The organism is Paenibacillus wynnii (assembly GCF_030812855.1).
Lineage (GTDB): Bacteria > Bacillota > Bacilli > Paenibacillales > Paenibacillaceae > Paenibacillus_AQ > Paenibacillus_AQ wynnii_A.
In genome coordinates, this window is record NZ_JAUSTK010000015.1 from 37240 (window position 1) to 55497 (window position 18258).

Annotated in this window: 15 protein-coding genes and 1 pseudogene; 3 read left to right on the top strand and 13 right to left on the bottom strand. The window is 43.7% G+C overall.

Features of this window, described 5'->3' with window-relative positions; translation table 11 throughout:
- Nucleotides 1-17 precede the first annotated feature (17 nt).
- Nucleotides 18-440, bottom strand: coding sequence for a GNAT family N-acetyltransferase (locus tag J2T20_RS15315; protein WP_307589747.1), 423 nt, complete (start codon nucleotides 438-440; stop codon nucleotides 18-20).
- A 311-nt stretch (nucleotides 441-751) separates the two neighbouring features.
- Here J2T20_RS15315 and J2T20_RS15320 point away from each other — a divergent pair, with 311 nt between their 5' ends.
- Nucleotides 752-1564, top strand: a complete 813-nt coding sequence (locus J2T20_RS15320; RefSeq protein WP_307589748.1) for a class I SAM-dependent methyltransferase — start codon at nucleotides 752-754, stop codon at nucleotides 1562-1564.
- Nucleotides 1565-1570: 6 nt separating this feature from the next.
- Here the strand turns inward: J2T20_RS15320 and J2T20_RS15325 are convergent, their stop codons facing one another.
- Together J2T20_RS15325 and J2T20_RS15330 are read right to left on the bottom strand one after the other, a co-directional pair.
- Nucleotides 1571-1894 (bottom strand): DUF4180 domain-containing protein, encoded by a 324-nt coding sequence (locus tag J2T20_RS15325; protein WP_307589750.1) that lies wholly within the window; start codon nucleotides 1892-1894, stop codon nucleotides 1571-1573.
- Between the two features lie 79 nt (nucleotides 1895-1973).
- A complete protein-coding gene (locus J2T20_RS15330; RefSeq protein ID WP_307589851.1) occupies nucleotides 1974-2654 on the bottom strand; it encodes a TetR/AcrR family transcriptional regulator in 681 nt (226 codons plus the stop codon).
- A gap of 157 nt (nucleotides 2655-2811) precedes the next feature.
- Between J2T20_RS15330 and J2T20_RS15335 the strand changes: the two genes are divergently transcribed.
- Nucleotides 2812-4155, top strand: coding sequence for an MATE family efflux transporter (locus J2T20_RS15335; RefSeq protein ID WP_307589852.1), 1344 nt, complete (start codon nucleotides 2812-2814; stop codon nucleotides 4153-4155).
- Here the strand turns inward: J2T20_RS15335 and J2T20_RS15340 are convergent.
- The 4 genes and pseudogenes from J2T20_RS15340 to J2T20_RS15355 all read right to left on the bottom strand — a co-directional run bounded on the left by J2T20_RS15340 (nucleotide 4114) and on the right by J2T20_RS15355 (nucleotide 6282).
- On the bottom strand, nucleotides 4114-4869 hold the full coding sequence (locus tag J2T20_RS15340; protein WP_307589752.1) for a class I SAM-dependent methyltransferase: 756 nt from the start codon (nucleotides 4867-4869) through the stop codon (nucleotides 4114-4116). The two genes, J2T20_RS15335 and J2T20_RS15340, sit on opposite strands and share 42 nt — an antisense overlap.
- A 31-nt stretch (nucleotides 4870-4900) precedes the next feature.
- Nucleotides 4901-5251: a hypothetical protein gene (locus J2T20_RS15345; protein WP_307589753.1), complete on the bottom strand. Its 351-nt coding sequence runs from the start codon at nucleotides 5249-5251 to the stop codon at nucleotides 4901-4903.
- 220 nt (nucleotides 5252-5471) lie between these two features.
- Nucleotides 5472-5696, bottom strand: a pseudogene (locus tag J2T20_RS15350) (chromosome condensation regulator); the annotation flags it as partial.
- Between the two features lie 97 nt (nucleotides 5697-5793).
- Nucleotides 5794-6282 carry a MerR family transcriptional regulator gene (locus J2T20_RS15355; RefSeq protein WP_307589755.1) on the bottom strand — a complete coding sequence of 163 codons (489 nt, stop codon included), beginning with the start codon at nucleotides 6280-6282 and terminating at the stop codon, nucleotides 5794-5796.
- Nucleotides 6283-6374: 92 nt separating this feature from the next.
- On the opposite strand from J2T20_RS15355, the gene J2T20_RS15360 reads away from it, so the two are divergent.
- Complete coding sequence (locus J2T20_RS15360; protein WP_307589757.1) at nucleotides 6375-7508, top strand: NADH-dependent flavin oxidoreductase; 1134 nt, start codon at nucleotides 6375-6377, stop codon at nucleotides 7506-7508.
- Nucleotides 7509-7628: 120 nt separating this feature from the next.
- Here J2T20_RS15360 and J2T20_RS15365 read toward each other — a convergent pair whose 3' ends face one another.
- From J2T20_RS15365 to J2T20_RS15390, 6 genes are all read right to left on the bottom strand, one after another.
- Nucleotides 7629-9926 (bottom strand): type IA DNA topoisomerase, encoded by a 2298-nt coding sequence (locus tag J2T20_RS15365; RefSeq protein ID WP_307589759.1) that lies wholly within the window; start codon nucleotides 9924-9926, stop codon nucleotides 7629-7631.
- Between the two features lie 618 nt (nucleotides 9927-10544).
- Nucleotides 10545-12263 (bottom strand): proline--tRNA ligase, encoded by a 1719-nt coding sequence (locus tag J2T20_RS15370; protein ID WP_307589761.1) that lies wholly within the window; start codon nucleotides 12261-12263, stop codon nucleotides 10545-10547.
- A gap of 417 nt (nucleotides 12264-12680) precedes the next feature.
- Nucleotides 12681-14168 carry a glutamate synthase subunit beta gene (locus J2T20_RS15375; RefSeq protein ID WP_307589762.1) on the bottom strand — a complete coding sequence of 496 codons (1488 nt, stop codon included), beginning with the start codon at nucleotides 14166-14168 and terminating at the stop codon, nucleotides 12681-12683.
- A gap of 233 nt (nucleotides 14169-14401) precedes the next feature.
- Complete coding sequence (locus J2T20_RS15380) at nucleotides 14402-14893, bottom strand: dihydrofolate reductase (RefSeq protein WP_307589764.1); 492 nt, start codon at nucleotides 14891-14893, stop codon at nucleotides 14402-14404.
- A gap of 51 nt (nucleotides 14894-14944) precedes the next feature.
- Nucleotides 14945-15739 carry a thymidylate synthase gene (gene thyA / locus J2T20_RS15385; protein ID WP_307589765.1) on the bottom strand — a complete coding sequence of 265 codons (795 nt, stop codon included), beginning with the start codon at nucleotides 15737-15739 and terminating at the stop codon, nucleotides 14945-14947.
- A 176-nt stretch (nucleotides 15740-15915) separates the two neighbouring features.
- Nucleotides 15916-18258, bottom strand: coding sequence for an ABC transporter permease (locus J2T20_RS15390; protein ID WP_307589768.1), 2343 nt, complete (start codon nucleotides 18256-18258; stop codon nucleotides 15916-15918).

The following is an 18258-nucleotide window of genomic DNA, read 5'->3' on the forward strand; positions in this document are numbered from 1 at the left end:
GCAGTCTTCTTTTTATGCTATCCTGTCCTTTCGCTTAACTTCTTGGTTAGCAGTATTTCCAATGGTTGTGTATCAAGCAGTAAGCACCCTGCATCTTTATAGCCTAGTTTTCTGTAAAAATGTTGGGCTCCTTCATCAGCCTGAGTGGATGTCATAGCCATTTTGAAACCCTTTTGTTTCATTTGTTCCTCCCAGAAGAGGACAATTTTTCCACCTGTACCCTTGCCTCGAAATTGTTCATCTACCCAAATCATGTTCATAAAAGGGATGTTATCCCAAAAGTAACCAAATCTCATCCATCCGACATTACTTTCATCTTGGTTCCGCAGTATATATATTTCATTTTCCTTTATTTTTGTGAGTATGAGGCTCTCTGAAATATGAAAGTCGTGGGCTCTTATGTATTCATAGTCTGACTCATTTGCAAAAACAATGTTCATTTTTATTTCCCCTTTGTGTCAAATAATAACTAATATTACTCTAATCGAACCCAATTCAGCATGGTCGATAGGTGTGCTTTACTGATATCATAATGCAGGCCGTTACCATTGCCACAGGATAGGTCGGTCATATCCGCGAGATCATATGGATGCAGGATGGAAGATTTTAGGTGCATTTGATCATAGGAAAATGGTACATTATTAAGGGATCAATAGCGCAGAGTGTTCGTGTTTGATATGTGTTATTGGGGTTACGCGCAGTCGTGATATACGTTTAGGCTCATATAATTATATTGGGGGATGGTACCGGAATGGACAAGAATTCTGTTTATAGAACAAACATTATAGGTGCTGGCGAGGTTGGCGTCGCCATCTCAGCCGACATGGATAAGAATTCTATACATAAAACAAACAGCATCTTTTGGGATACAAAAGGAAATGAAGTCTTAGGAGCAACCGCTCTTCCTCTCTATGGAGCATTTGTCTCAGAAGAAAAATGCCAACTTTTTGGTGATATCTCAGGAAAAAAGATGCTGGAAATAGGCTGTGGAAGTGGTCAATCCTTGCAATATGTAGGGGAACACAAAGCATCTGAACTCTGGGGTACAGATATATCAGAAAAACAAATCGAAAAGACAAAGCAACTTTTGACTTCATGCGGTCTTTCCGCAACATTGATCTGTTCTCCCATGGAAGAAGAATGTGGTATACCGGAGGATTATTTTGACTTTGTTTATTCGATTTATGCCATAGGATGGACTACCGACCTTGAGGGTACTTTTCGCCGGATCGCTTCTTACCTAAAAAAAGACGGTGTATTTATTTTCAGTTGGTCTCATCCTATACACAAATGTGTTGTTGCAGAAAATGATATGCTTGCTTTTAAAAAAAGTTATTTTGATGAATCTTGGTATTCGGTATCCCTTGATGAAGGTACGCTAACATTATCAGACCGTAAACTATCAACCTATGTGAACGCGCTCTCAAAAGCGGGATTTGTAATTGAGCAAATGATTGAGCAATCTGATGATGAAATGATGCAATCGCGGGACGATAACGATGATTTTGCAAAAAAAGCAAAGATGCTTCCTGTAACTTTTGTAATCAAAGCAAGAAAACTATAGTATCCGTTAGTGTAACGAGTGTAGAACTTGAATAGCTGACTGTTCATCTTCAAGAAAGAAAACCTGCTCCCCTTTGTTGCATTCGTAAATAAAATCTTTAAGACTCTTACTATTATACACTTCGAAATTACCCAGAATAGCCAACTTAGTATGATAGTTCACGTATTTCTGTAGAATATCACCCGCTAATCTTGTCTTTAATTCAAAAAATTCCTCCGTAATGTTAGACTTTCGAATAACAATTTTATGGCTATCATGAATATGTTTAATCTCGGAACTTTCTATAATGGCTACCTTTGAAGCATTTTTCTGATCAATTCTTATATTCATCTTGTGTGCCTCCTGTTAAATATAATGCTATTATCATTGAAACCGCCCATCTGATAACCGGATGAGCGGTTTTTACATACTACTTCTCCTCCTCCTTTATCACCTGCTCAATCCCCAACAGAATCAGCTTCAGGCCAAACTCAAAAGCCCTGTCGGTCCCCATCAACTCGAACAGCCCGTTCGTAAACATCCTCCGAAACAGTCCCACATCCGTGTCGCTCATGGAGTCCAGAAGTCGAATCATCTCCTCACCCGGAAGCGCTTCCTGGTCCTTATGGATAGCGGAGACATTGCGCTCATGCTGATAATCATCTAGAACGAAGTAGAAGACATAGTTCACAAGTGTAGTAACCACTTGCATCTTCTGCTCTTGCTCAAGCGGCGTCGATTCGACGCAGAGCAGCATACGGTTGGTGAACCGGATGATGTCCGGTTCGTGGGGCAGCGTCATCATCATGAGTTGTGTGGAGCAGGGATATCGGCTGAGGACGCTCCGTACCGTTACCGCAAGCCCCATCAGCTGTTCCTTCCAATCCCCCTCAGAGTGGAACTCCTCCAAGATAATTTTTGATACCTGGTTGGCCAGACGCTGGTAGAGATTTTGTTTGCTCTTAAAGTACCAGTACAGAGAAGGAGCCTGAATACCTATCCTATCGGCCAAGCGTCTCATGCTGAATTTCTCGATGCCCCCCTCTCCAAGAAGCTCCCACGAGGTTTCCAAAATCTTATCCTCCGAAATCTGAGGCTGCTGCTTTTTCATCATTATCCGCCCTTTTATCTAACAGTGTAAGTTTATGCTTTACAGGTTCATAGTTACATGATATCATCTAACACTGTAAGGTTCAATCTAACACTGTTAGACGATAGAAGTCCAGGTAATTTGAAGACCCAAATAAATGAAGAAAGTGGTGACCCGCATGGATGCAGAAAACCTCCATTATTTTGAAAAAGCACCGGTCGCAAAAGCCGTAGCACACTTCGCTGTACCGATGATGCTAGGCATGTCAATGAGTGTCATATACTCAATCTTGAATGCCTATTTCCTAGGCACACTGGGCAATACTCTCATGTTAACCGCACTTGCACTAACCTTGCCGTTATTCGCGGCCATTATGGCGCTAGGCAACTTGATTGGCATGGGTAGCGGTACGTTCATCTCCCGCTTGCTTGGAGAGAAAAAATATGATGATGTAAAGCATGTGTCTTCTTTCGCCTTTTACAGCAGTTTAGCTCTCGGACTTATCGTGATGGCCGTGGGCCTCCCGTTGATCGATCCAATCGTTCATGGCCTGGGGGCAACGTCTGACTCCTTCGGATTCACGAAGGACTATGTCACAGTTATGCTAATTGGTTCACCATTTGTCGTATTATTCTTCACGCTGGAGAATATCGTGCGCTCGGAGGGTGCAGCAATCACGTCGATGATCGGTATGATTCTCAGTGTTGTCGTGAATATTATTCTCGATGCGCTAGTCATCTTCGTCTTCCATTGGGGCGTGATCGGCGTTGCATCTGCTACGGTCATTTCTAACTTGGTTGCGAGTGCATTCTACGTATTCCATATGGGATATAAGAGCCAATTCTTAAGCGTCTCCGTAAAGCGGTTCAAGGCTACTAAGGACATTCTAAGCAATGTATTCAAAATCGGAGTTCCCGTCTTTGTTATGAGTATCTTCTTGGGTGCAATGTCTCTTATCTTTAACCATTTCCTTGTCGAATATGGGGACCAGGCCATAGCGGCTTACGGAGTTTCATCACGTTTATTGCAATTTCCTGAGTTTATTATCATGGGCTTATGCGAGGGAGTCGTCCCGTTGATTGCCTTTTCTTTTACAGCGAATAAATTACGAATGAAGCAAACCATTGGATTCACGATCAAAGCGATTGTGGCGTTAGCAGTCGTGTTCGGTGTCATCGTCTATCTGACTTCCGACCAATTAATTGGTTTATTTACGAATGACCCGCAATTAATTGAAATGGGCAACTACATTCTACATGTGACGTTCTTATCCCTGTTCATTTCAGGAACGACCACGTTGTTTATGGGGATCTTCCAAGCAACAGCGCAAGGAACCGCCGCGTTTATTATGTCAATCATTCAAGGAATGACTCTGATTCCTGTGTTGTTTATCGCCAATCGAATGAACGGATTCCACGGGGTGGTCTGGTCGCTCGTCATTGCAGATGCCGTGGCATTCCTTGTTGGAGCCATCATGCTGTTATACTTCTCCCCAAAATATCTCAGTTTCATAATCGAATAGAACAATACCATCCTGATTATTCCTATCAAATAGATTTCGTAGTTCCGTCATCATCGGATTGTAATTCGGATCCCCGGGTACAGGGCTGTAGGAAGATGATAGCAACCGGCCTCTCAAGCCCTCGAAATCGAACTCCTGACTCATTCTGAATCTCACTTCATTCATCGTACCTTCCTTGAAAAAAGAGAGAAGCATCGTCTGAGAAATATTTTTATGATTGACTTTTTCGTAGTCGGTTCCGTATGTATAAAGCAGTTGATCGTACTCTTCACGAAATGATGTACCGTTTGTTAGACGGGAATTCCAGATTAGTATTACTCTCCCACCCGGCTGTAGAATTCTACGGAACTCGGTTTGCGCTGCTGAGCGATCAAACCAGTGAAACGCTTGTGCACAGACAATAAACTCAACCGACTGATTAGGTAATCCTGTAGATTCTGCAGAACCTGATATAGTCTGAAAGTTCGGATTGCTTTCTAACATTTGCTCGGCGGCTACCCGCATTGCCTGATTCGGCTCGACCGCGATCACATAGCTTCCGCGTTCCAGAAGTAGCTTTGAAAAGATCCCTGTACCTGAACCGATGTCTGCTATTTTACTGTTCGAACGCAAACCGACGAAGTCATACAAATAATCAACAGCCTCTCTCGGATAGCTCGGGCGGTACTTCAAATATGAATCGACCCGGTTCGAAAACTTTTCTCTACTGTCCATCTCTCGTCACTCTCCCAGTATTTCATTAGTTTCATTTAGTGAAGTATTGTTTTTTGATTATTAAACTTGGATTATAAAATTCTTGAAATGCTCCGACAATTTGATAATTGTTTTGAGGAGTTGCATTGTCTGTAACTTCGCATCCTGCTAAATATTTTCCTTCTTCTTTCCATCTTTCAAAATTCCCACTGACATCACTCATTGCTCCCCAATTCCCAACAATGTTTCCTTCGGCATCTAACTTTGCAAGATTGCTGATCTCTACAAAGTTTTTATTTGCTTCTTGCCATAATGGTGGTATCCATATTGAACCCTCAGACGAAAAACCTTTCCCCATTTTACCAATAACTGAAAATCGCTGTTTTTCGATTATTACTACCATTTTTAGTATATTTTACCACAGCATGCTTTCGAGGGATTATTCAACTATTCTGTCTGTTAGTTCAAAGCCTTGCTAGCTGACTTCTACTCATATATCCTCATTTGTAAGGGTTAATGGGGAATGAACTCTAAATGATTCGCTTAAAATCAGGATAAAAACCTCCTATTCGAGCAATTAATTCTAGATTGCTTCTAATAGAAGGTTTTAGATTGATGGATTCTACAGCCGCCACCGTACCGTCCGATTTAAGCCCGATTGTATGAGCATTACCCGTGTTCGTCGCCATATGAACATTACCAGCCGCGACCGCCACAATATCGCGCCAGCCGCTTACATCACATTGGCCATATTTATTATCACCCACAGCCGTCACCGTTCCGTCAGATTTAAGCCCAACGGTATGACGACGACCCGCCGCTATGGTATCTTTAGGCCACCTTTTCACCTTGTTATTCCTCCTCGTATTCTTTTCTTACCATCCGCTCATATTGATGACACAAAAAAAATTGACTTCGAGTGTACTCGAAGCCCTAAACTATATTCTATGCTCGAACATGAACTTTTGGCGCTGATTTGATATGTTCCGGTATATCGTACTTTTCTCCACATTCTGGATTATTGTTAACAGGATTCCAGGTGTCGTCCAATTGACCAGTCGAGACACTTTCGTAGTAAGCCTTCTTCTTTTTAATGTGCATTAGTTGAAGGTTGTACTCACGGATCTTCGCTTCGAGTTCTTTTTCTTGTTTTGCAATAAGCTCAGCCCTTTCAGGAATCGTCTCATCACCTTGCAAACACATAGCAATGTAATGTTTGACTTCTGAAATCGGCAATCCTGAAATACGAAAGGAGTGCACCATTCGCAACCAATCGAGATCATGGTCAGAGAATAAGCGATTTATTCTGGCGTCTCTTGAAACGAAAGGTATTAATTGTTGGTCATCATAGTAACGGATCGTATGTTTTGTAAGGCCAGTTATTTCAGATACATCCTTTACCGAATACTTAGGTTCATGAAATGTCTGATCCAAAGTTGAACCTCCTTGTTATTGACTTCGAGTTACTCGAATACTTTATGATGTCATTGTATCAATGTTGAGAAAAATTAGAAAGAGGTTAGAAAATGCACCCAAAATACACCAACTTGCTTGAATCCTTCACATTCAAAAATGGAATCACCCTTAGAAATCGTGTCGTTATGTCACCTATGACCACTTGGGCCAGTAATGACGATTACACGATTTCAGATGAAGAAGTGAAATATTACAAAAAAAGAGTAAATGGCGTTGGCCTAGTTATAACAGGATGTACGCATGTCCAACCAAACGGAATAGGTTTTACGCATGAATTTGCAGCCTATGACGATAAGTTCATACCAAGTTTGCGAAAATTGGCTGATGCGGCGACAAGTGGAGGAGCTCCTGCATTACTTCAAATTTTTCACGCAGGTAACAAAGCACTACAGACTTTAACTCCAAATGGTGATGTGGTTAGTTCCAGCGCTGTTGAGACTGAAGCTACGGCATTTGCTCCTTCCCTATTGCCAAGAGAACTTTCACATAATGAAATAGTGGACGTGATTCATGCGTTTGGCGAAACAACAAGACGAGCCATTGAGGCAGGGTTTGATGGCGTTGAAATTCATGGTGCGCATGGATTTTTACTTCAAAACTTCTTTTCTCCTTTCTTCAACAGACGTGAGGATCAATGGGGAGGCTCAATTGAAAACCGCCTGCGTTTCCCTCTGGCAGTCGTTCAGGAAATGAAGAATGTCATTAAAAAACATACAACAAAACCATTTATTTTCGGTTACCGGTTTTCTCCTGACGAACATGAAGAAGGAGGTCTGCGAATGAAGGATACCTATGCATTGATTGACCACCTGATTGAAGCGGATATTGATTATGTGCATGCTTCATTGACTGATACTCTCTCCTCAAAACCAGTCGATAGTCAAGATGAAAAAACATATGTTGAATTAATCTTGGAACATGTAAACGTAAGAATCCCTGTTATGGCTGCTGGTTCTATGGTAACTCCGGATGATGTTGCAACAACAATAGATAAGGGTATATCCCTAGCAGCGGTTGGTCATGCGTTGGTCATGAACCCAGACTGGGTAGAAAAGGTTCAGAATGGAAAAGAAGCTGAAATAGAGATAGCAATTAAGACTTCTAAAGTAAGCGAGCTTGAGCTTCCCGATAAACTTTGGAATGTCATTCAAGCTTCAGGACCATGGTTTACAATCGAAGAATAACATTGCCGTATTGCTTGTTTTAACTTTTAACAAATAGACTTAAAAAGCCCACCTCAGGACTCTGCCTGAAGTGGGCTATCTTTATAACTCTATTGGATCTTGTAAAAACACAAGATGGAATCACTCTTCGATTTCAAGTTCTCCTGTATCTGCACTTTTTAGCACAAGCTTGGCTTCGATTGGAGTTGTGCCATCCTCCCTCGTAAACTTGAGTTTACCCGTTCGGCCCTTAGAAATTAAGGTCTTCACTTGGGCATCCGTCAACGTACGTCCGTGATTCTCTTTCCAGATCACAAACTTACAGCCTTCCTTGTAATGAGAGCATCCATAACCTTTTCTGCCCATGAAGATCATTCCACCACAGCCGGGACGGGGACAATTACCGATGATGGTTGGACCTTGGTCTGAAGAGTCGGTGCTGCTTCCCTGCTGGGTAGCAGCTCTCGGTGATGCTCCGCCAGCTTCGCCCTCCGCTTTTCGCTTTCTTGGCGCTGCCGTTTTATCCGCAGCTTTACGGGTAGCAGCACTGCCTCCTTTGCCTCCGGTCTTTGTCGTGGGTGTCTCGCCCTCAAAGGAGGTTTTATCAGCTCGGGACTGCACTCGAACCTTCTGAACAATCATGGAGGCGAACTTTTTCACATTCTCCATAAACTGTCCATCGGATGCCGTTCCTCTGGAGATTTCAGTCAAGCGGCGTTCCCATTGGCCGGTCATTTCGGGGGAAGTCAACAGCTCTATACCTGCCCCGCGAATCAGCTCGATAACCATTCGTCCCTTTTGAGTGAGCGCGATTTTTTTACCCTGCATTTCGATATAACCCACGTTCTTAAGGCGTTCAATCGTCGCTGCACGTGTTGCCGGGGTACCTAGACCGGAATCCTTCATCGCATCCCGAAGCTCCTCGTCCTCAATCTGTTTACCGGCACTCTCCATCGCTTTCAGAAGAGTACCTTCTGTAAAGTGTTTTGGAGGTTGAGTGTCCTTCTCTTTTACAATAGCATCACTGCAAATCACTTCCTCCGAGGGAAGGATCGAAAAAGGCTCATTAACCTCAATCTCCTCTTCCTCTTCGTCCTCTTTGGACTTGCCCTTGGCTGGCTTAGACTTGTCCTTCTTCTGATCCGCATACACGACCTTCCAGCCGAGACTCAGCAATTCTTTAACCGTGGTTTTGAACTTCTCGTCCTCGACCTCAGTAATTACTGTATGGACCTTATACTCTGCAGCCGGATAGAACTGAGACAAAAAGCGACGTACGATCAGATCATACAGCTTCTGCTCATCCGTACTTAAACCCGAGGCTTTCCGATATGTAGGCAAAATCGCATGGTGATCCTCTACCTTAGAGGGATTACAGATAAACTTGTTCCCTTTATGCACCAGATTTCGGTTCGCACCCTTTACCCACTCGTCGTATGCAGTGCCTTGAAGCGCAGAAAGTGTTTTATGCATTTCAGGAATATTTTGCTCTGTAACATAGTTTGAATTCGTCCGCGGATACGAGATCACTTTGTGCTTTTCATATAACGCTTGTGCGATGTCCAAGGTTTTTTTTGCTGAAAAAGCATATTTACCATTGGCTTCCCGCTGCAAAAGTGTCAAATCATATAACTTGGTTGGATACTCCTTCGTATCCTTAACCTCATAGGAGTCTATTCTTCCAGGTTTTCCTTTTACTTTCGCAGATATAGCTTCAGCTTTGTCGCCATCGGTTAGCCGGTCACCCTGCCACATGCCCTTATAGGTGGTCTCACTCTGTGTAAAATGGCCTTCCACTTCAAAGAACTTGAGCGACGAGAAGGCTTCGATAATCTTCTGGCGGTCATAGATCAGAGCAAGCACCGGGGTCTGCACTCTGCCCACAGACAACAGCACATTATGTTTGGTTGTAAAAGCACGGGAACCGTTCATTCCGATCAGCCAGTCGGCTTCACTTCGTGCTTTGGCTGCTTTGGTCAGATTCTCGTATTCCGAACCGTCCTTCAGCTCCTCAAAACCTTTACGAATGGTCTCCGGCGTCAGATCAGAAATCCACAAACGCTTAACGGGTTGCTCCAGTTGCAAATACCGCTGAATCAGTGAAAAAATATGCTGCCCTTCCCGTCCGGCATCGCAGGAGTTGACCAACAAATCACTGCGCTTGGCTAACTCACCTATGACTTTTAGCTGATCGATAGTTCTGGCATTCGGTATCAGCTTAAAAGCGTCGGGAATAATCGGCAAATCATTGATATTCCATTTCTTGTATTTAGTATCGTAAGCTTCCGGCTCTGCCAGTCCAATTAAATGGCCAATAGCCCATGTAATAATATACTGCTCCCCTTCTAAATAGGAACGGTGATTTTTAGCCTTCGGTTCTATTGCGGCGGCGATATTCCGCCCCATATCCGGTTTTTCCGCAATAATGAGTGTCTTCAAAAACAATCGCTCCTTACCTTTACGTTCTCTACTCCAAAATACGTCCAGTAGTCTATTATACCATCAACTCTAGTTTTTTTAACGTATTCCTTGGAAGGTTCGGATTTGCTTATCTATAAAAATTACATCGGATCAAGAACACAGGACATAAGACATGGGCATATGTTACTGTTATAAACCTCTTGGGAGGTACTAATATCTTATGTCTTATCAAATGAATCCTAGTCATGTTGCAACTCCAGGCCTTATACAGACTGTTCAAAATTGCGCGGTAACCTGCGAACAAATGGTGACACATCTGCTTCACATGTCAGATGTTCACAACCGGGTGATGCAGATTCAGCTTTTAAGAGATTGCGTTACCATTTGCGATACAATGGTCTGTTATTTAGCGAGACATAGCCCGTTTGCAAAGTCACTTGCCAACTTCTGCGCATGTGTGTGTGATGTATGCGGGAAAGAGTGTGCAAAATTTCCTGATCCGGAATCGCAACATTGCAGCAGAGTTTGCTTTCATTGTGCTCAAGAATGCCGCATGTTCGCCGCCTCATAAAGCATAACCGTCATACTTAATCGGCTCCTGTTAAGTTACTTCATAACAAGCACAACTCTCAACGCTTATAGCGAGGAGGGTTGTGCTTGTACTTTTATACGTGCTATGGCCTCAGCAATTCCAACGCTTGCTTTAACGTTCGTTCTCCGTTCGATAATTTCTACCTGTCCTTCTGCAGCATCCTTACCTACCACAATGGCTACAGGGATCCCGATCAGGCTGGAATCCTTAAATTTGACACCCGGGCGCTCGTCCCGCTCATCTAACAGCGTCTCAATTCCCAACTGGTTAAGCTGCTTATAGAGGGCTTCGGCCAGCTCCACCTGATCATTATCTTTGCCTGACATAAGTAAAATATGGACCTGATAAGGAGCAACAGCCGCTGGCCAAATGATGCCATGCTCATCGTAATTTTGTTCTACAATAGCAGCAAGCATTCTTGAAATCCCGATGCCATAACAACCCATGATCATGTGCTGGTTCCGTCCCGTTGTATCTAGATAGGTGGCTCCAAGCTTCTTACTATATCGGGTTCCAAGCTTAAATACATGTCCAATCTCAATCCCCAGATGAAATTGAAGCGTTCCTTCTCCACAGTGCGGGCAAGCTTCTCCTTCTGTAACATTACGGAAGTCGCCAACAGTAGTTAATGGAAAGTCTCTGCCGGGAACAACATTTCGCACATGATAATCTGACTCTCCTGCACCAGCGATACCCAGTGCCATTTCAGCAACTGCCGAATCTACCAGTACGGTTATGTCAAGCCCGATTGGACCCACAAACCCGCTCTCTACCCCAGCCACATTCTGCACACTTTCAGGGTCTGCCAGACTGATCTCAGCAGCCCCAATATGCTTTCTTACCTTAATTTCATTTACCTCATGATCCCCTCTTACCAAAACTGCAAGCAGTTTACCATCACCCTGATAGATGAGTGTTTTAATAATATGCTCCGGCATAATATCCAACGTTTGCACCAGTTGGTCAATCGTGCGGATCCCTGGTGTATGAAACTTTTCTATAGCTTGTGCATTGATTTCTCGATCTAATGTAGCTTCTTCCATGCGCACTTCAGCCTGTTCCAAGTTGGCTGCATAGTCACAGGCAGAACACGCAGCAATGGTATCCTCTCCAATATCCGCCAGAGCCATAAATTCATGGCTGCCGCCTTCCCCGCCTATGGTGCCAGAGTCTGCATGGACTGCTCGAAATTGTAGGGCACAGCGACTGAAGATCCGATGATATGCATTGAACATGTTCCAATACGATTGGTCTAGAACATCATAGCCCGTATCAAACGAGTAAGCATCTTTCATCAAAAACTCCCGGCCCCGCAGCAAGCCTGAGCGCGGACGGCGTTCGTCACGGAATTTGGTTTGAATCTGATATACGGTAAGGGGAAGCCTCCGATAAGTGCTGATCTCGTTACGAACGAGTGTAGTCACAACTTCTTCGTGTGTTGGGCCCATTACAAAATCCCGCTCATGCCGGTCCTGCAGCTTCATCAGCTCCTTACCGTAAAGGTCATAACGCTCGGATTCTTTCCACAGCTCTGCAGGCTGCATCGAAGGCATTAATACCTCTTGGGCACCTGTTACATCCATCTCTTCCCGCACGATGTTCTCAATTTTATGAAGAACTCGTCTTCCTAGAGGCAAATATGTATATATTCCTGCGGCCAACTGTCGTATAAAACCTGCCCGAAGCAGCAGTTGATGGCTCATAGTCTCCGCTTCAGATGGTGCTTCTCGCAGTGTTGATAATAACAGCTTACTTTGTCTCATAAGGATAACCCCCTAATTATTAAGAGCTTTTAAGCCTAAAAAACACAAAAAGACACATTCGCCAGGGACGAATGTGTCGTGATACCACCCTTATTTAACCACCTATATTAGAGCCTAGGCAGTCCTCAATACGGATAACGGCCGTTTCCGGCAGCGAATTTAACTTCTATCGCTGCAGCTACCAGTGGCAGGATACAATTCATTCGTACGGGGAACCTTTCAGCCAGTGAATTCCCTCTCTGTTCTAACGAGACTAGGACTGTAAATCCATGGTCAAAGCTTTTGTCTTATCCAGATGTTTTATAATTTACCTGATTATAACGATTACGTCAAGCCGACACACTTATATGCAACAAAACAACCGTCACCACAACAAATTCGCTGTGATGACGGTTGTTATTATGTCATTCGTATTATTTATACAAGTACCGTAGAGCCCATCAGGAATTTATCCACTTCACGGGCTGCTTCGCGACCTTCGTTAATTGCCCATACCACGAGGCTCTGCCCACGGCGCATATCACCGGCAGCAAATACTTTGTCCACGTTAGTATTGAACTTGCCATAACGGGCTTTCACATTAGTACGGCGATCTGTAGCCAAGTTCAGCTCTTCAATAATATCCTGCTCAGGTCCGTCAAAACCTATAGCAATCAATGCCAGTTGTGCAGGGTAAATTGCTTCAGTACCCGGAACCGGCTGATAAATTTTACGACCTGTCTCATCCACCATCCGGTGGATTTGCACCGTATGAAGCTCTTTCAGGTTACCTTCTTCATCACCAACGAATTTAGTCGTCATGATGGAGAACTCACGAGGATCATCGCCGAACAGCGCTTTGGCTTCCTGCTGTGCATAATCAAGTGTATACACGTTCGGGAATTGCGGCCAAGGGTTTGCGATAGGATCACGCTCAATAGGTGCTTTGTCATGTGTACCAAACTGGGTAATACTGTTGCAGCCATGGCGCAGTGCTGTTGCCACACAGTCAGAACCTGTATCGCCGCCGCCCAAAACAATGACATCCTTATCCCCAGCGGATACATAATTGCCATCTTCGAGATTGGAGTTCAAATAACTTTTGATGGTTCCGTTCAGGTAATCCATGGCGTACATTACACCTTTAAGCTCACTGCCTTCAATATTAAAGCGGCGTGCTTTAGTAGCTCCACCACACAGAACAACAGCATCATATTCATCCACTAATTGTTGTGCAAGTATATCCTTACCGATCTCTGTGTTCACTACAAAATTAACACCTTCCGCAGCCAGTAAATCTACTCGGCGCTGAACTACTCGCTTGTCCAGCTTCATTGTTGGAATTCCGTAGGTCAACAATCCGCCGATGCGGTCACTGCGTTCAAACACAGTTACGGTATGTCCAGCTTTATTTAATTGTGCGGCAGCCGCCAGACCAGCGGGACCGGAGCCTACGATGGCAACCGTTTTCCCGGTACGCTTCTCAGGAGGGTTAGGGACAACCCAGCCTTCTTCAAAACCTTTATCAATAATTGCCAGCTCGATAGTCTTAATGGTAACGGGCTGACCAATTAAACCTACAGTACAAGAACCTTCACAAGGTGCCGGGCAAATACTACCCGTAAACTCAGGGAAGTTATTCGTCTTATGCAAGCGCTCAAGAGCTTCTTTCCATAATCCACGGTATACCAAGTTATTCCATTCAGGAATCAGATTGTGTACCGGACACCCGGAGGTTCCTCCATCCATATCAATACCAGTGTGGCAGTACGGTGTTCCGCAATCCATACAGCGAGCACCTTGCGTACGAAGCTCTTCTTCAGACAAATGATGATGGAACTCTTCCCAATCCTTAACCCGTTGTTCAGGCTCGCGGTCACCCGGGAGCTGACGTTTATACTCCATAAACCCTGTTGGTGTAGACATATTTACGCTTCCCCCATCCGTTCTCTTCACGTTAGTTTATAGTACATTGTAACCTGTTGCGATATTTGTTAGATCATGAATAACGCAAGTGTTGTCCTGTACATTCTGTTGTATGGCGACACATACTTCTAATTTTAATTATAGTAGCATTCATCACTTTTGCACAGTAATGGATTAATTTGCTGATTATTTGTACTATTTCACACGTTGTGTTAGAAAAAGCGTTTTATTCTCTAATCCGTACGTTCATATACAAGAAAATGGTAATCATACGGATTTTTATCGTCACGAATCCCCTTGGTATTGGAAACTTCTTTCCAAAGACTCCAGTCAACATTCGGAAAATAGGTGTCCCCTTCAAAATCCTCATCAATCCGTGTAACGATCAGCTTGTCCGCGTAAGGCAGCATCATTCGGTAAATCTCCGAACCCCCGATAACCATCAATTCATCCGTTTTTCGTCCTTCGTTCAGAGCTTCCTCTACCGTGTGTACAACCTCGGCACCCTCAGGGTTAAAGCTGGTATCCCGGGTCATGACCAGACTAGTTCTGTCTTTCAGCGGTTTACCTCCGAGTGAGTCCCAGGTTTTGCGACCCAATAGCATTCTTTTGCCCAGCGTCTCCGCTTTGAAGAAAGCAAAATCCCTTGGGAGATGCCAAGGCATGTCATTGTCCTTGCCAATCACACCATTCGAGCCCATGGCCCAAATCAGACTAATGCTCATACAACACCTTCCTTTCCATTATCCTTAACGAATGCACATTATTTAGACTTATTAAATCGCCACCGGCGCCTTGATTCCCGGATGATAAACATAATCTGCGAATTCAAAGTCATCAAATGTATAGTCAAAAATACTATCAGGTTTTCTAATAATATTCAGCTTTGGCAACTCGTACGGCTCTCTGCTCAACTGAGTAGCTACCTGTTCCAGATGATTTGTATAAATGTGCACATCTCCGCCAGACCATACAAACTCACCTACCTCAAGTCCTGTTTGCTGAGCAACCATATGAGTTAGGAGGGCATAGCTGGCAATATTGAAGGGTAGCCCCAAAAAGGTATCTACCGAACGCATTGTTAACATGCAGGATAGCTTGCCGTCCGCTACATAAAATTGAAATACAAAGTGACAAGGCGGCAGCTTCATATTCTCAATTTCACCCACATTCCAAGCACTGACGATATGTCGGCGTGAATCGGGGTTATTTTTAATGGATTCAATCACATTCGAGATTTGATCAATATGGCGTCCATCTGCGCTTTCCCAAGCCCGCCACTGTGAACCATATACCGGTCCAAGCTCCCCGTTCTCATCGGCCCATTCATCCCAAATGGAAACACCGTTAGCCTTGAGATAAGCAGTATTGGTCTCACCCTTCAGGAACCATAACAACTCGTGAATAACTGATTTCAGATGAATACGCTTGGTTGTCATGAGCGGAAAACCCTTAGCCAGGTCAAACCTTAGCTGGCGGCCGAACACGGATATTGTACCTGTTCCTGTACGGTCGCTTTTTGCAGTGCCGTGATCCAGTACATCCTGAAGTAATTCTAAATATTTGCGCAACAGACAACGCCCCTCTATCCTTTTTTCTTCTACTAGTTTACCATGACCTTGCTGCCTTGTAACTTCCCAAACTGTAGAAAACAGCAAATCGAGCCATCTATGGGCATACAACCAGCTTATAGAAAAACCCGAAGACTAGCACCTTTTAGAAAAAGTGTCGTCAATCGGGTTTGCTTTTAATCCATAATTAGGCCGTAAACACTAATCTTCTTTATTCGGCGGGCTACAAACATAGAAACCACATAAGCAACCACGATGATCGCAACACACAACAGCAGTACCTGAGGTAAGCTGACAGCAAGCTCAATATTATAAATACCTAGACTGGAAAGCAGAAGTACAAACACCGTATCCGAGTAAAAGTATCCAAGCAAACTTCCTGCCATTACCCCAACAGTTATAACAGGCAGAAGACTGAACGTAATCTGAGTCATCAAATTGAAGGTGGTATAACCCATTCCCTTGAGAATGCCGAATTCTTTTTTCCGCTTTAGAATTAAGGTTTTGATTACCAGGTATAGAATCAAACTGACCACAATCATCGTCACCACCGTAATAACTGCTGTCATGGAAGATACGGCTGAACTGAAGGTGCTGAGCGTACTTTCCAGCATTTCTTGAATGTTCGTTACATCCCATTGTCCAGGAAACCTCTTCTCTAGCTCCTGAATAAATGCATTTAGATCTGCCCCTTCTTTCATATATACGTTGAGCGAACTAGGTGCGAAATCAGGGACCATCCTTTTCACACCCTCTTCGGTCATTGTTGCCACCATTCCAAGCTGATTGATCTGTTGGCTCAGTCCTGATATCAGGTAGCTTTCAGTAACATTATTAGTGGTAATCATAACCTCGTCACCGATATTTTTACCTACTAGCTTTGAAATAATCCCCGAAATGGCGATTTCGTTCTCATACTTTGGCTGCCTGCCTTTATAAACAGTCTGAGTCTCCATCTTGTCAAAATCATCCGAAACTTTTAGCAAAAAGCTGGTATCCTGAATGGAAGCGACCTTGCTATCGAGCAGAGACGTCTTCTTAACCCCCTCCATGCTTTCCACTTCAGCAATCAAATCCGGCTTCACCATACCGCTTTTCAATATTAGCATCAAGCTGCTCTGCTCTAAACCTACAAGTCTTAGAATAGCTTTGGTATCTCCAGAGAAGTTAAAATTGAGGATGGAGCAGGAAATACAGGAAAAGGTCAGTCCCGCTACAATAATCACAATCATTATATTCTGTTTCGTCTGCCTAATTAATGATTTCAAGCTTAAGGCAAACTGAAGGCTAAGACGCGAATGTTCCAGAGGAATCCGATTTCTTGTAAAATTATGAGTCAATATTCCACTCTGCAGAGCCGCAATCGGTGTGATTGTCCGAATCCGCTTACTTGAAAGATGAACTATAAGTAGAACCATTCCCATGATGATCGACAAGCTAAGCAGTGCACTCAACATTCCAAATGAAGCCGGCCATATCAAACCTACAGAAGCGGAAATCAGATTGCCGGCAAATGGCATTACCAAAGCGGATACAGCGATCCCCGGTATTACAGCAGCTAAAGAAATGGAGGTGAATTGCAGTAATAGCGCACCTATAATCTGCAATGATGTATATCCGTTCGCCTTTAATACACCAATATTAAGCAGATTATCTTCAATATGGTCCAAGACCTGAAAGCGGATGACTATGAGCGAGATCACGACCATAATCAGGGCGAAGGCAATAAGGACAGCTGTCAAAATACTGACAAATATACGATTACCTGTAATGCCAGATTCCGCACTCATCACTGAAAACATACTACGGGTACCTGAAGCGGAAAGTTGATCTCCCAGCGATTGGCTCAACTTTTCAACTTGGGTGCTGTCGGTCAAATTCACTGATAAAAGATTGTAATGGGCCTCTTTTCCAATCTGTTCATCTAATTCCTTATACGCCTTATCCGGCAAAAACACCTTTAATGACCCGTTATTAAAGGTTCCTAATATCGGCTCCTCAATAAAGCCTCCGATTTTATAGGCATAATCTTTTTTCTCATAGGAAAATGAATAGCTATCACCAAGATTGTAGCCTGCGCTAATGTGGAACATATACGGCAAAAAAATCATATCTGGAGTTATACTTTCTAGCTGAACGGTTGTTTTAAAAGGAGCCATATTCCTTTGCTGATCCACATTTAGAATCAGAATCGTAGAGGATGTGTCGCTCAGTCCGTACTTCATCTTAGCCTCGGACAGCAGAAGTACGGGTTCATTCTCCCATTTGTCAGTATACGGATAGCTTTCTATAAGAGATTCATACTCCTTCAGATGCTCGTCAGTTGCAAAGTAGGAGATCAAATCCGGTGTTTGCAGCTCAGTCATTTTGTCTTCCTGAAAGGAATTAAGCTTTAAGGTAACCGACAACCCAATATTCAGCAGCAATACAGCCAGCAGGATCAAAAGTGACAGAGTAGCTGTGGAGCTTTTTCTTTTACGGATGTTGGACCAGGCGAGTTTACCCTGAACGCTGCTCAT

Excerpts from the sequence above, each read along its gene's own strand:
- J2T20_RS15330 (WP_307589851.1), bottom strand. The coding sequence starts at position 2,654 with ATGAAAAAGCAGCAGCCTCAGATTTCGGAGGATAAGATTTTGGAAACC.
- J2T20_RS15345 (WP_307589753.1), bottom strand. The coding sequence starts at position 5,251 with ATGGTAGTAATAATCGAAAAACAGCGATTTTCAGTTATTGGTAAAATG.
- J2T20_RS15380 (WP_307589764.1), bottom strand. The coding sequence starts at position 14,893 with ATGAGCATTAGTCTGATTTGGGCCATGGGCTCGAATGGTGTGATTGGC.
- J2T20_RS15390 (WP_307589768.1), bottom strand. The coding sequence starts at position 18,258 with ATGAGCAGCGTTCAGGGTAAACTCGCCTGGTCCAACATCCGTAAAAGA.
- J2T20_RS15370 (WP_307589761.1), bottom strand. The coding sequence starts at position 12,263 with ATGAGACAAAGTAAGCTGTTATTATCAACACTGCGAGAAGCACCATCT.
- J2T20_RS15335 (WP_307589852.1), top strand. The coding sequence starts at position 2,812 with ATGGATGCAGAAAACCTCCATTATTTTGAAAAAGCACCGGTCGCAAAA.
- J2T20_RS15325 (WP_307589750.1), bottom strand. The coding sequence starts at position 1,894 with ATGAATATAAGAATTGATCAGAAAAATGCTTCAAAGGTAGCCATTATA.
- J2T20_RS15360 (WP_307589757.1), top strand. The coding sequence starts at position 6,375 with ATGCACCCAAAATACACCAACTTGCTTGAATCCTTCACATTCAAAAAT.
- J2T20_RS15340 (WP_307589752.1), bottom strand. The coding sequence starts at position 4,869 with ATGGACAGTAGAGAAAAGTTTTCGAACCGGGTCGATTCATATTTGAAG.
- J2T20_RS15315 (WP_307589747.1), bottom strand. The coding sequence starts at position 440 with ATGAACATTGTTTTTGCAAATGAGTCAGACTATGAATACATAAGAGCC.
- J2T20_RS15320 (WP_307589748.1), top strand. The coding sequence starts at position 752 with ATGGACAAGAATTCTGTTTATAGAACAAACATTATAGGTGCTGGCGAG.
- J2T20_RS15375 (WP_307589762.1), bottom strand. The coding sequence starts at position 14,168 with ATGTCTACACCAACAGGGTTTATGGAGTATAAACGTCAGCTCCCGGGT.